General features: G+C 62.4%; 15 protein-coding genes. 7 read left to right on the top strand and 8 right to left on the bottom strand.

What is annotated here, in order from left to right; all coding sequences use genetic code 11:
- Positions 1–127 precede the first annotated feature (127 nt).
- The gene (locus LGH83_RS10725; protein WP_227398676.1) at positions 128–715 is read right to left on the bottom strand and encodes a TetR/AcrR family transcriptional regulator; all 588 of its coding nucleotides are present in this window, start codon (positions 713–715) and stop codon (positions 128–130) included.
- A 356-nt stretch (positions 716–1,071) separates the two neighbouring features.
- Here LGH83_RS10725 and LGH83_RS10720 point away from each other — a divergent pair, with 356 nt between their 5' ends.
- The 4 genes from LGH83_RS10720 to LGH83_RS10705 all read left to right on the top strand — a co-directional run bounded on the left by LGH83_RS10720 (position 1,072) and on the right by LGH83_RS10705 (position 4,511).
- A complete protein-coding gene (locus LGH83_RS10720) occupies positions 1,072–1,947 on the top strand; it encodes a LysR family transcriptional regulator (protein WP_227398675.1) in 876 nt (291 codons plus the stop codon).
- Between the two features lie 182 nt (positions 1,948–2,129).
- Positions 2,130–2,825, top strand: a complete 696-nt coding sequence (locus LGH83_RS10715) for a cytochrome b/b6 domain-containing protein (protein ID WP_227398674.1) — start codon at positions 2,130–2,132, stop codon at positions 2,823–2,825.
- 2 nt (positions 2,826–2,827) lie between these two features.
- Positions 2,828–3,616, top strand: coding sequence for a molybdopterin-dependent oxidoreductase (locus LGH83_RS10710; protein WP_227398673.1), 789 nt, complete (start codon positions 2,828–2,830; stop codon positions 3,614–3,616).
- Between the two features lie 37 nt (positions 3,617–3,653).
- Positions 3,654–4,511, top strand: coding sequence for a nucleoside phosphorylase (locus tag LGH83_RS10705; RefSeq protein ID WP_227398672.1), 858 nt, complete (start codon positions 3,654–3,656; stop codon positions 4,509–4,511).
- Between the two features lie 365 nt (positions 4,512–4,876).
- Here LGH83_RS10705 and LGH83_RS10700 read toward each other — a convergent pair whose 3' ends face one another.
- The gene (locus LGH83_RS10700; protein ID WP_227398671.1) at positions 4,877–5,800 is read right to left on the bottom strand and encodes a LysR family transcriptional regulator; all 924 of its coding nucleotides are present in this window, start codon (positions 5,798–5,800) and stop codon (positions 4,877–4,879) included.
- 139 nt (positions 5,801–5,939) lie between these two features.
- Here LGH83_RS10700 and LGH83_RS10695 point away from each other — a divergent pair, with 139 nt between their 5' ends.
- The 3 genes from LGH83_RS10695 to LGH83_RS20110 all read left to right on the top strand — a co-directional run bounded on the left by LGH83_RS10695 (position 5,940) and on the right by LGH83_RS20110 (position 7,571).
- On the top strand, positions 5,940–6,485 hold the full coding sequence (locus LGH83_RS10695; RefSeq protein ID WP_227401809.1) for a carboxymuconolactone decarboxylase family protein: 546 nt from the start codon (positions 5,940–5,942) through the stop codon (positions 6,483–6,485).
- 61 nt (positions 6,486–6,546) lie between these two features.
- Positions 6,547–7,188 (top strand): pyridoxamine 5'-phosphate oxidase family protein, encoded by a 642-nt coding sequence (locus tag LGH83_RS10690; protein WP_227398670.1) that lies wholly within the window; start codon positions 6,547–6,549, stop codon positions 7,186–7,188.
- A 98-nt stretch (positions 7,189–7,286) separates the two neighbouring features.
- Positions 7,287–7,571, top strand: coding sequence for a hypothetical protein (locus LGH83_RS20110; RefSeq protein ID WP_413771035.1), 285 nt, complete (start codon positions 7,287–7,289; stop codon positions 7,569–7,571).
- On the opposite strand, the gene LGH83_RS10680 is transcribed toward LGH83_RS20110, so the two are convergent.
- The 6 genes from LGH83_RS10680 to LGH83_RS10655 all read right to left on the bottom strand — a co-directional run bounded on the left by LGH83_RS10680 (position 7,519) and on the right by LGH83_RS10655 (position 12,835).
- On the bottom strand, positions 7,519–8,055 hold the full coding sequence (locus LGH83_RS10680; RefSeq protein WP_227398669.1) for an NAD(P)-binding domain-containing protein: 537 nt from the start codon (positions 8,053–8,055) through the stop codon (positions 7,519–7,521). The two genes, LGH83_RS20110 and LGH83_RS10680, sit on opposite strands and share 53 nt — an antisense overlap.
- 729 nt (positions 8,056–8,784) lie before the next feature.
- A complete protein-coding gene (locus LGH83_RS10675; protein WP_227398668.1) occupies positions 8,785–9,678 on the bottom strand; it encodes an NmrA family NAD(P)-binding protein in 894 nt (297 codons plus the stop codon).
- A gap of 79 nt (positions 9,679–9,757) precedes the next feature.
- A complete protein-coding gene (locus LGH83_RS10670; protein ID WP_227398667.1) occupies positions 9,758–10,294 on the bottom strand; it encodes a carbonic anhydrase in 537 nt (178 codons plus the stop codon).
- A 25-nt stretch (positions 10,295–10,319) separates the two neighbouring features.
- On the bottom strand, positions 10,320–11,069 hold the full coding sequence (locus tag LGH83_RS10665; protein ID WP_227398666.1) for an SDR family NAD(P)-dependent oxidoreductase: 750 nt from the start codon (positions 11,067–11,069) through the stop codon (positions 10,320–10,322).
- A 93-nt stretch (positions 11,070–11,162) separates the two neighbouring features.
- A complete protein-coding gene (locus tag LGH83_RS10660) occupies positions 11,163–11,909 on the bottom strand; it encodes an SDR family NAD(P)-dependent oxidoreductase (RefSeq protein ID WP_227398665.1) in 747 nt (248 codons plus the stop codon).
- A gap of 47 nt (positions 11,910–11,956) precedes the next feature.
- Positions 11,957–12,835, bottom strand: a complete 879-nt coding sequence (locus tag LGH83_RS10655) for an NmrA family NAD(P)-binding protein (RefSeq protein ID WP_227398664.1) — start codon at positions 12,833–12,835, stop codon at positions 11,957–11,959.
- Positions 12,836–12,873: the final 38 nt, after the last annotated feature.

The raw sequence follows: 12,873 nt of genomic DNA, 5'->3' as shown, positions 1-12,873 counted from the left end.
CGCCTGTGCCGCGAGAAGCCATTCGAGGGTATCAATTCCATAGCGCTCCGCTATCTGGCTTGACTGTCGCCAGCCGCCGCCATGCCGATGCGCGGACCCTGTCCGCCTCGCCTTTGTCTGGAAAGGCTCAGAGGCTCAAACTTGTGAGAAAGACGTCGATCTGCCGTTCGAAACGGTGCCGATCGTAACTCACCATCGCCATGCGCCAGAGACCCTGAAGGTAGGTCATGACGACCGCAGCCGTTGCCTGGCTCTCGAGATTTCGCGGCAGCAGACCGGCGGCGGCGTCTTGTTCCAATCGCTCGATGAACCGTGCCTGTAGGTTGAAGAGACCGGCCTCGACCCTTTCCCGCAGATCGGGTTCGGCAAGGACCTCCTCGGACACCATCGCGGCCATCATGCACAGTCGCGACGGCGTCTCCGGATCGTCTAAGCAATCCAGCAGAGCGGCGAAGAGGGCCCGAATTCCCGCGCTAGCCGACGGCGCGGACATCAACGCTCGCCCCCGCTTAGCGCCCTCGATATCCTCATAGCGGTTGAGGCACGCCACATAGAGCTGCTTTTTGCTCTTGAAAGTGTTGTAGAACGACCCCTCGCCGATCCTCATGACTTTCAGCAAGTCGCGCATCGAGGTGCCGGCATAACCGTTTCGCCAGAACAGGCCCATGGCCTTGTCGAGAACCGCGCCGTAGTCGAATGCGATCGCGTGCGCCATGACCTGAAATACGTCATTTGTCGCGGGCGTTAAAGGAATTTGATTGACAGGTGCAATTGCAAGCTATGTAGCTTGTATCGGTCGCTACAGATCGGAATAGTCGTGGATTTTGCGATGTCGCTTCAACAAAAAATTGGGCGCCTACACGGCTTTTGCTCCTTGCCGATACTGGGCCGTTACGGGATCGGGCAGGGACGTGTGACCGCTTGTGCGGCGGTGAATGCGGATCACACCAAGCGGCCGGAACCGTCCGATATTTTCCTCGTACTGGATTGCTTGACCGGTAACATGTTGGCTTGAGCCCACGAAGACCCTTCGACCAAGTCTAAACGGTAACGATGCTTCGGGAAAATGCCATGGAGATGCATCAGGTTCGCTATTTTCTCGCTGTCTCGAAGCATCTCAACTTCACGCGAGCGGCGGATGAATTGCGTGTCGCACAGCCGTCTCTCACGCGCGCGATCCAGAAGCTCGAAGCGGAGCTGCAAGGCCCTTTGTTCCGGCGTGAGCGGCTGAATACGCATCTGACGGAACTGGGCCGCATGATGCTCCCGCATCTCCAGGCGGCATTTGCGGCGGCAGAGACTGCCAAAACGCAAGCGCGTCGCTTGAAGATGCAGGCGATCGGCTCGTTGACGATCGGTGTCTGTACCGGCAGCGGTGTCGAGGCTCCTGCGGCGCTGCTGCTCGCCGTCCTTCGCAAACGGGCCAACATCAGCTTGGCGATCGAGGTGGCCCCCTCGGCCATGGTGGAACGGAGCCTCTTGGCCGGGGAATATGATGCGGCGGTCTTGACGCTGGCTGCGGACGTTCACGAGCGTTTGGATTGCCATCCCTTGCACGACGAAGAGCTCATAGTGGCCATCGCCGATGGCCATCGCTTTGCTGCACTCGCCTCCGTGCCGCTCGATATGCTCGAGAGTGAGCCGGTCATCTCACATTCCGGCTGCGCCTTCGATGAGGATATGGTCCAGACGATGGACAGCCTTGGCGTAAACTGCGTCGTTGGCCATCGCAGCAATGATCTGCTCTGGGTCGTGACACTCGTGCGAAGCGGCCTTGGCTGCGCCATCCTGCCGCGAGCGCTCGCCCAGGAGCATGGCCTGACCTGTCGCCCTATCGAGGGCACCACCCTGCGTTATCGGACGGTGCTCGCCACGGTTGCGGGGCGGCGGCATTCGCTGGCCCTGTCGACCTTGATCCAGACCGTTTCGGCCATGTCGCCCTGCTGAAACCATTCGCGATCCGCTCGATCGGCCGCGCCGTTACTCTCTCCCGAACGTTACCATCCCATCCACCATCGCGACGCATCAAAACGATAGCAATACGGCATTTCCAATGCCGCTGGAGATGGAGGAACGTTGCGTCAGACGAGACTGCGCGGATCGCGCTTCACCGTCGCGGCGAGATGAGAATGCGATTAGCCAATCGAGACGGTACCAAGCGCCTCCACCCATGGCCGGTGCGTGTGATGCATTGGCTCAACGCCATTGCGGTGATCATGATGGTCGGCAGCGGCTGGCGGATCTACGACAACGATCCGATTTTCTCGCAAATCAACTTTCCGGTGCCCGTGACACTCGGCGGTCTGCCCTCCCTTGCCTACCATCTGCATGGAGACGGGGGGTTCAGCAACGCACTTCTGTGGCATTTCACGTTCATGTGGCTGCTTGTCTTGAACGGAGTCGGCTACGTCGCTTACGGGCTTATCACAGGCCGATTTCGTCGCATGTGGTGGCCGATCCGTCCGCGTGAGGTCGTAGCGGCGGTCATCGACGCGCTGCATTTCAAGCTCGACCATGAAGATGTGACGACCTACAACGCCGTGCAAAAGGCCATGTATGTCGGCGTCCTCACGGCGTTGATCGTGATTGTCGCGGCTGGTGCGGCTATCTGGAAGCCCGTGCAATTGCATTGGCTGGTGGCGCTCTTCGGTGGCTTCCAGGGCGCGAGGCTCGTGCACTTCCTTGCCATGGTCGCGATCGTCGCTTTCATGGCCATCCATGTCCTTCTCGCGCTCCTGGTGCCCCGCACCATAAAGGCCATGGTGTTCGGCGGCCCGCGCGTCCCGGCTTCTCAGCCCACGTCCCATCTGATGGCGGGAGAATAGCCATGGTGCGGCGTCGACCGACATCTTTGTTCCACCCCATCGGCAGCGTCGATCAGCGTGTGTTGAAGCGGCAATCGCAGCTCGTGACCCAACTCAACCGTCGAGGTGTCTTACGGGGTGCCGTGAGCCTTGGCGCGCTGACGATGCTGACTGGCTGCGACATCTCCGACGACGAGCAGGTGCGCGGCGCACTGGAGGCCGTTTCGGCTCTGAACAACAGAGTGCAGGCCGCGCTTTTCGATCCCAATAAGCTGGCGCCGACCTACGCGGTCGATCAGGTTTTAAAGCCGCCCCGCTACAACGCCTATTATCCTGTCGACAAGGTTCGCCCGATCGACCTCACGACGTGGCAACTTGCCGTGACGGGGCTTGTGCAAGACCAGCGCCCTTGGCGTCCCGCGGATTTCGCCACGATGCCGCAGCGAGAGGACATCATCCGGCATGTCTGCGTCGAGGGGTGGGACTATATCGGGCAGTGGTCGGGCGTGCCCCTCCGCGCCTTCCTCGAGAAGGTCGGCGCCGACCTCACCGCGCGATACGTCGGCTTCAAATGTTTCGACGGCTACACGTCCTCGATCGACATGGCGGCCGCGCTGCACCCCCAAACGCTTTTGGCCACCCACTACGCAGGCGAGCCACTTGGCGACCCGTTTGGCGCGCCGGTGAGACTGCGAACAGCCATCAAGCTTGGTTATAAAAATCCCAAGTGGATCACCGAAATTCTGGTCTCGAATACATGGCGCAACGGATATTGGGAAGATCGAGGCTACAATTGGTTTGGTGGAATATGAGCCGATACCGCCGGCTGCGATGTATCAAGCGTGATGCATGACGGAACATCGTCTTCCAGCTCTCAACCCGGCCGCGACAGCGCTCGGATCCATTTCGCCTCTGCTGGGTCGTACCGATTATGATGATCCTTCGGTCTTTCGTCCGGAGAACATGCTGCGCGAATGTCGCCGGCAAAGAGTCTTGCCGGCCGGTCGCGTGCCCCGGGTCTGTATCCTCGACCCCGATGCCGACATGGTGCACCTGCTTCGCCAAATGAAAGAGGCGACGCAGGCAGCTCATTGGGCCTGCTATCATACGGTGCTTTGGCAATGGACGGAGCTGAAACAGGATTTCGGCATTGTCGGGGGGGCCGTTGGGGGATCATTCGCGGTGTTGGTGGCCGAGCAGTTGTTCGCCTCCGGTTGCGAACTTCTGATCAGTATCGCCTCGGCGGGACGGATCGCGACCGAGATGCCGCCGTCGGACCACATCCTGATTGATCGGGCGCTTCGAGACGAGGGAACCAGTCACCACTATCTCCCGCCTGCACGCTTCGTGGCCGCCGCACCTGGGATGTTGGAGCTCGCCGACCGCGCCGCCAGAGCACTGGGCCTTCCGCTTGTGAGAGGTGCGACCTGGACGACCGACGCGCCGTTCCGAGAAACGGCTGCGACCATTGCGGCTCGGCAGGCCGAAGGGATCGTGACGGTCGAGATGGAAGCTGCTGGCCTTCTTGCCTTTGCAGAAGCCTGTGAACGCCCGGTCGTGTGCCTCGCCCATGTGACGAACGAAATGGGCCTCGCCGAAGGCGACTTTGAAAAAGGCGCCAACAATGGAGCGACAGCCTCGCTGAATTTGGCTCTGGCAATCGCGTCAGCCTGGCAGCAAGCGGAGACCTTCAGCGCTCCTCTTTGAACGCTTACTGACCTTGTCCTGACAAATCTTTTGCGATCGCTCGTATTGGACGAAAAGCCATCGGGCGAGGATGTGGAATCCTGAGGCCGAGGCTCCCACTCGAATCGACGAATGATGCAGTAAGCCACCCACAGTCCGAGAACGTCCACATTCTCCGCAGTGGCCTCAAGCGGAAGGTTTTCGACCGCGCCAACGCAATCATCGAAGTCTAGTCCAGCAACGTCGCCGTAGAGAAGATCAACAGGCCGGATCAGATCGCGCGTGGAAAATTGTTGCGTCTCGTCCTGGCCGACGTCGAACCGCTGGACGTTGGAATTTGGGCCGTTTCCCGACCCGCTCGCACACGCCTGATCGGGTGCGGGGCTTTATCGATGCGATACGCGAGTGCTGCTGACCGGACTCTCCCACTCCTCGATCGGACGAATCGGGTTGTCTTTAAAGTAGTCACGGGCGATTTTGAAAAAGGTGCCGAGGTTGGTCGAGGCGATGCGGCGCGCGGGATAAAGCGCGCTGACCGGAAGCTTTTCGACAGTGAACTCGACCAGGAGTGGGACCAAGCGGCCAGCGAGCACACTGGCCATCACCTGGTAGGACAGAGTTCTGGAAATGCCGAGGCCGGCTTCCGCGGCTGCGATCGCTGCATCGGCGCTATTCACGGTCAATCGCGGCTCGACGCGAACCAGCTTGCCGGTCGGTCCGAAGCGCCATTCGTTGGTCGCGTCGAGGCTCTCGAACGCAATCGTGTCGTGGGCCGAGAGGTCGTTCGGTGCTTGCGGCAGTCCGCGACGCTCCAGATATCCGGGGCTCGCCACCAGGATTCGGCTGACGGACCCGAGGCGGATCGCCTTCATGCTGCTGTCGACCAAGTCGCCGATACGGACCGCCACGTCGACCGACTCCTCCGCCAGATGGGCGTTCCGATCCGACAGTGTCAAATGGACGGCCAGGGCCGGATAGTGCGTCAAAATGCGGGTAACGATGGGTAGCACATGCAGACGACCAAACAGGACGGGTGCCGCGACCTTCAGCACTCCCCGAGGCTCGGCGGTCTCGCCACGGACGCGGCGCTCGGCCTCTTCTATGTCCTCGAGCACTTGGCGGCAGCTCTTCAGGAAAAGCTCGCCACGCTCGGTCAGACGGACCGAGCGTGTGGTCCGATTGAGAAGAACGAGCCCGAGCCTCTCCTCTAGATCCGCGACCGAGCGGGTGACGACGGATGGGGAGAGCCGCAATTGCCGCGCCGCCTCCGCAAAGCTGCCTCGGGTAGCGACGGCGACGAACGCCCGCATGGTCTCAACTCGGTCCATCCATCATTGCGTATAGAGCAATAAAGACTTGTCAACTATCGCGATTATCGCAGAGCGGTCGCGGTTCTATTTGTGTCGGGACACCGGAGCCACTCGGTCGACGCCCTGATTGGAGCATGCCATGTCCCGTATACCCGTTCCCGCCCGTGAAGCCGCTCCCGCCGCTTCTCAGCCCCTGCTCGATGCGGTGGAGAAGCAGTTGGGTGTCGTTCCCAACCTGTTCCGTCTCGTCGCCCTAAGCCCGGCCGCCCTGCAGGGATTCCTGGGCCTCAACGGGGCTTTGCACAAAGCTTTGGACGTGAAGACCCGGGAACGGATCGCGATCGCGGTCGCCCAGGTTAACGGATGCGACTACTGCCTTTCCGCGCACACCTACCTCGGGCTGCATCTTGCCAAGATCGACGATGCCGAGATCGCGCTGAACCGCCATGGCGCGTCGTCGGATCCCAAAGCCAATGCGGCCGTCGCGTTCGCCCGCAAAATCGTCGAAAGTCGCGGACGTGCAACAGAGGCCGACCTCCAGGCTGTTCGAGCGGCCGGCTATAAAGATGCGCAGATCATCGAGATCATCGCCGTCGTGGCGGAAAACATCTTCACCAACATGGTCAACATCGTCGCCGACACAGAGATCGACTTCCCGGTCATCCGCACCCACGAAGCGGCGTAAAGCGACGGGCTGTCGGCGGAAGTTGCCCGCCGACAGCCGCCCTTGAAGTGAGGTCTCCGTCATGGCTTATGGTTTTCTCGACACCCTTTCGACACCTGGCGTGCAGGCCGCGCAGGCCGCCAATGGCAGCCTTGAGATGTGGCAGGACTTCAGCGGTCACCACGCGTTCAACCGCTTCACCGCCGCCGAAGCGGCCTTTATAGAGGCGCGCGACAGCTTCTATCTCGCCACGGTCTCGGAATCAGGGTGGCCCTATCTCCAGCATCGCGGTGGGCCCGTCGGCTTCCTCAAGGTTCTTGACGAAACGACGCTTGGGTTCGCCGATTTCCGAGGCAACCGGCAATATATCAGCCTTGGCAACCTGGCTTCGGACGACCGCACGGCCCTGTTTCTGATAGATTACCCCAACCGCAAGCGCCTGAAAATTCTGGCGCACATGAGCGTCCGCGATCTTGCCACCGAGCCTGACCTCGCCGAGCGTCTCTCATTGCCCGGCTACAAAGCGCGGCCTGAGCGGGCCTTGATCCTCAAGCTCGAGGCCTTCGACTGGAACTGTCCTCAACACATTACCCCCCGCTTCAGCGCCGCGGAGGTGGCCGCATTAACCTCCGCCCTTCGCGAGCGCCTCGCCGAAGCGGAGGCCGAGCTGAAACGTCTTCGTGAGCAGATCGCTCGCGCGCCAAGGGAGGGGATCACCCCTTGAGCATTGCCGACGACAGTTACCCGCCTCTCCCGCGCGAAACCGCGATCGAGACGTTCAAGAAAGCCGACGACGCCTGAAACAGCCGAGATCCGGAGCGGGTGTCGCTCGCCGACACACCCGACAGCCGCTGGCGCAATCCCTACGAGCTCCTGCAGGGCAGGCTGTGCGAAAACTCCTCCGCAACACGTGAGCGGGCCCGGCCAGACCGCCGGCGGTCTGCTACGTGGTTGTGCCGTTCTAAATGTCAGCTTCACGACAGGGAGGCCCGCCGGCCCGAACGGCGGCTTTCCGGCCTGATGCTCGCGACGGCAGGCGACCCATGTCAGACGTTCATTCGACCGCGTTTATCAGCCGGTTGGAGGCTACGATGGCGGCATGGCTAGGGTTCGGGCCAAGCGTTGCATAGGTCTCGCCCATCGCGTCCCGCTTCGTGGGCGCTGCGTCCGGCTTGGCGCGTGTCAGGGCGATGCGGGTCTGCTCAGCATTCCAGTCTTTGATGATCGGGCGCCCGATCTGCTCAGCCACCCACAGGCTCTCGACCTTTCCAGCCTCGATCTCGGGGATATGGGGATCACGCATGCCGGGGTAGTAGTTGCCGGTGTCGATGACCGGCACGCTCTCGGGCAAGCTGTCGAATGACCCCTTCGGGAGCTTGGCGACGGCGGGAAACGGGATCGACAGGATCACGACATCCGCGCCATCAATAGCGCCCTGAGTGTCGGCGGGGATCGCGTGAATCTCCTCTGCAAAGGCGCGCACGCCCTCGGGGCCTTTCGAGTTCGCGACCCGAACCTCGTGCCCAGCCGCGCACAGTTTACGCGCCAGTGTGCCGCCGATGGCGCCGATGCCGATGATGCCAATTTTCATGATGCATGTTCCATCTTCAGGGGGTCATTCGCCAGCGGGATGGGCGAGGGCTTCAAGGGTGCGGCGGAGGTGGTCCACGCCCTCGTCCGTAAGCTGGCAGGCTGACTTGATCTTGTCGGTGACGCTGCATAGATAATTACATCTCCGAGCAGTCACTGGCGCGGGTATTGGATGCGTTCGTCGAGAGCCTCGATCTTATCGAGCTTGGCTTTGAGCGCACAATCGCCGCGTCGACCGGGAGGCCCGGTTTTCGACCTGCCGACATGCTCCCGTCTTTATGTTTGGGGCTACCTGAACCAGGTGCGGTCGTCGCGCCACCTCGAGCGGTCCTGCGCCCGAGATCTGGAGGCGCTGTGGCTCGGAAGGCTGTAACGTCTGACCGGCCGGGCAACGAATGGTGTCGCTCACTTCGTCATAAACGAAGTGCGCCGGCCGGAAGTGGTCCGTGCTCATGGCGTCGCGTTTAAGGGGCGCAGCCACTTCGATATGGATGATCGTCGTCGCGCCAACCGTGACCGAAGCGCAGCGGATGATGGCAGGGGACGGGCGTCTTTTCCCGCAAGGTGCGACTGCCGCAGGTTCGGTCGGCGCTATCGCTGCAGGCGATTAAGGCGCGGAGGCTCTTCGGTCAGGTCAGCCGGTCGAAAAGGCCACTCCAAAGCGGCGCCACGGAAGCGAGGAGGCATGGCCGCCGGGTCCGTCCATCTGGCCATCAAAAGGCAGACAAGCTCATCGGCGGCCTTGAGCCGGAGGGTACGCAAGCGTGAACTTTGTGATGTTGGCCTTGATGAACTGCTCCACTGTCATCAAGGGCCGCCCGATGATCGCCGTTCCGGTGCTGTCGGTGCCCTCCAGCAAGCCTTCCTGTTGGTCGATCGTCACTGCTTCGAAGTGCCGCCGCATGGCTTCGGCGTCCTGAAGGCCGAACAAGTCAAGGAAGGTCGAGACGGTGACATGCTCATAGGGCATCGTCTTGCCCAGAACGCGACTGACCTCGGCGGCAAGCTCTTCATGGCTGTATTCGACGGGCCCGTGAAGCGGGATGGCCTTCCCGGCATAGGGAGCAGGTTTCTCGATGACGTTCGCGACGATTCGCGAGATGTCGCTCGCGGCGATCGGGGCGAAGCGGCTTTCCTTGTTGAACGGCATCACATAACGCCCGTAACGGATGAGCGGCGCGATGTACAACAGCCACTCCGCGAAGAACGTGATCCGCAGGTGAATGGAAGGCACGCCCGACCAGTCAAAGACCTGTTCGGATAGCCAGTGGTTCTGCGTTGCTTTGCTGCGTGCCGCCGGACGGGACTGCTTGTGCGACATGTTGACGATCAGTTCGAGGCTTTGCTCCTTTGCGGCTTGCGCGAAGATGACGGCTGCCTCAACCAGACCTTCCTCGAGCGGGAAGCAGAAATAGGCTCGCTGAACACCCTCCATTGCGAGGCGGACCTCTCGCAGGCTCTTCAGGTCGCCCAAGACGATGTCCGCCCCCAGATCCCGCAGTCGTTGGGCGCGCTCGTTAACTTTGCGGACGAGGGCGCGAACCCTGAAACCTTTCTCAAGCATACGCTCCACGGTCGGTCGGCCGGTGTCGCCAGTAGCACCCGTCACAAGCACTGTCGTCATGTGAGATCCTGTCTATCAGCGATTGAAATTGGACGTTCGCAAGGCGTGTGCCGGCAGCGGATATCAAGGACGCGGTAGCTCACTCACGGAGCTGCGTCGGCGGAACAACAACCTGTATCCGTCCTGTGGTCACGTCGTAGACGACGCCCGAAATCATGAATCCGCCCGGAACGTCGGGATTGGCCTTCCAGGCCGCGACATCCTGGGCGACGGCCTTGTAGGGGTCGGTGACCTCCATGCATTCGAGCTGCGGGCGCGTGACCCCCAGATGCTTGGCCAGCTGGTCGGGAGCGTGCTTGTAGCAACCGATAATCCCGCAATCGGTGTGGTGCAGGATGACGAGGTTCCAGCCGGGACCCATGTTCTGGCCGACTGCCCTGGCGACGGCCGGCAACAGGACCATGGTTTCGACCACCGCCGGATTGATGCGCCCGCCGATGTTGCGGATGATCGCCGCTTCGTCCGGCGCAAGTCCGAGGATGTCCATGGGATCGACCCGAGGGTCTAGGCAGCCGACGATGATCGTCTTGGTGGTCGGGATGATCTTTAGGCTTGCCGAGAAACCGTTCTGGACAAAGTTCTCGTTCCGCTCGGTGATCGTTTTAAGGAAATCCATGTGCCCTCCTAGGTAATTCTCAGGATCAGATCTGCGCGAAGCCGCCATCGACGAAGACCTCGGAGCCCGTCATGAACCTGCTTTCGTCCGACGCCAGGAACGTCACGACGCTCGCGACCTCCTCCGCCGTGCCGTTCCGCTCGAGGGGCGTCATCTTCTTTGTGAATTGAAAGTAGCCCTCCAGGTCGGCGGCCGACATGCCGACCGTGCCGTAGCCGGGCGTTTCGATCACGCCGGGGCTGATGGCGTTCACACGGATGTCGCGGCCCTTCAGGTCGGAGGCCCAGGTTCTGGCGAAAGACCTAACGGCAGCCTTCGTGGCGCTGTAGACGCTCCAGTTTGCGAAGCCCTTCGACCCGACGATCGAGGCGTTCAGGATGATCGACGCCCCGGGACGGAGGTGGGGCAGCGCCTTCTGCACGGTGTGGATCAGGCCCTTGACGTTGATGGCGAACAACTCGTCGATGTGGGTGTCCGTCAGGCTACCCAGCGGGGCCAGGCGCGCGATGCCGGCGTTGGCGAAGACGATGTCGACATGACCCTTTTCCGTACACACGGCATCGTAGAGCCGGTCGAGATCACCCTGCTGGGCGACGTCGCCCTGTAGCCCTCTGGCGTTCAAACCGATTAGGGCGACGGCCTCGTCGAGTTCGGCCTTCCGGCGCCCGATGACAAAGACGAAGGCGCCCTCGCGTGCGAAGGCTTGGGCGGTGGCGAGGCCGATGCCACCTGTCCCGCCCGTGACGACGGCGACTTTCCCATCGAGCTTGCCCATGTGGTCTCCTGCTGAGGACGAACGAAGTAGGGATCGGAGCCGACCGGCCGCGGTTTGACGGCCGCCGGCCAGATTAATGGCGTGAGCAGCCTGTCAGGTGGTCTGTGGCAGTCGGGTGGACATCTTCGCCTGGAAACCCTTCGGGTCGGCCGTGAAGGCCTGATAGGCCGCCTTGGTCTGGGCGCCGGCGACGATCTCCTCGCTGAGGCCCGCCTGAACCGCATCGAGGACATCGGCGACCACCTCGGCGGGGATCATACGCGGCGGCGGAAGGCGAGCGCCGATCGCGCTCTCCGTCTGGACGGCCAACACGCCGACCACGGCGGTGCCTTGCGCCGCAAGCTCGGCCCGTATGCTGCGTGTCACCGACAGGAACGCCGCCTTTGAGGCCGAATACGTCCCGGTCACGGGCAGGCTGACGAGAGCGGCCATCGAGAGCATGTTGACCACGGCTCCACCCCCTCCCGCTGCCAGGATCGGGCGGAAGGCGCGGGTGAGGGCCAGGGGGCCGAAGTAGTTGACGTCCATCTCGCGGCGGGCGGCGGTCAAGTCGTGCGCCGCGATCGCGCCTTGGAAAGACGCGTAGCCGGCGTTGTTGACGAGCAGCGTCACGTCCGGCGCCTCTGCGGCGGCCCGTGTCACAGTCGCGGCGTCTGTTACGTCGAGGGCCATCGGAATAAGGCGCTTGTCGTCGTCCTTCATCAGGTCGGCCAGCGAGGCGCTGTCGCGGGCGCCGACGTAGATTTTCACGGCGCCACGCTTCAGGAGTTCCGCGACGAAGACGCGCCCGATCCCGCCGGGGGCACCTGTGACCAGTGCCACGCAACCGTTGATGTCCATGTCGTCTCCTCCGAAAGGTCCTCGACGGTGCGAGCGTTTCGCTTGCCTCAGGATCCGTTCAGTGTGGCTGCGTGGGCGCGGGCGAACTCACCGACCGTCATCGATCGGCGGCCGGTCAGGCGCTCAACGTTGTCGTCGGCGCCGGACATCACACCGTTCTGGTAGTCCTCCATCGCGCCGCTGAGGTGCTGCACGATGTAGGCTGGCACCCCCATCGTCTCCAGCGAGGTGCAGTATTCGGCGATCGGCAGATCCTGGAAGACGATCTTGCGTCCAAGAGCGTCGGAGAGTTCCGCCGCCATCTGCTCGTGGTCCATCTCGACGGGTCCGGAGAGCGGAATGGTCTGGCCGACATGCACCTCCGGCGCCTTCAGGATCGCGGCGATCGCGCGGCCTTGGTCGTCCGCCGCGATGGGCGAATGCCGTCCCTTGCCGACCGGCATGCGCAGGACCCCCTTTTGCAGGTACGGCAGTTGCCAGGGGTAGAGCAGCCACTCCAGGAAGTAGGTCGGCCGCAGGTGCACGACCGCGAGGCCCGACCAGTTGAACACCTGCTCGGCGATGTAGCTGTCGCGGCAGGAATGGCTCTTCGATTCCCGGCGTGCCGACCGTTGGGAGAGGTTCACGATCGTCGGCACGCCCGCTTCCTTCGCGGCCTGGGCGAAGTTGACGGTGGCGGCTATGAGGCCTGGCTGGACCGGCCACACGAAATAGGCGGCCTCGACGCCGTGCATCGCCGCCCGGATCGTGTCGATCTCCAGGAGATCGCCGGTTACCACCTCGGCGCCAGCTGCTTCCAGGGGTTTAGCTCGGGCATCCCTGTTGTGCACCATGGCCCGTACGTCGAGCCCGAGGGCGAGGCCCTCCTTGACGGCAGCCCGGCCCGTGTCGCCCGTGGCGCCGCTGATCAGGACTTTTTTGCTCATGCCCGGTACCCCGAAATGAAGTGAGAAGACGCTGGCAC

The organism is Lichenihabitans sp. PAMC28606, assembly GCF_020616535.1.
GTDB classification, from domain to species: domain Bacteria; phylum Pseudomonadota; class Alphaproteobacteria; order Rhizobiales; family Beijerinckiaceae; genus Lichenihabitans; species Lichenihabitans psoromatis.
The sequence above is the reverse complement of the archived record's forward strand: the minus strand, read 5'-3'. Positions and strand labels throughout refer to the sequence as shown.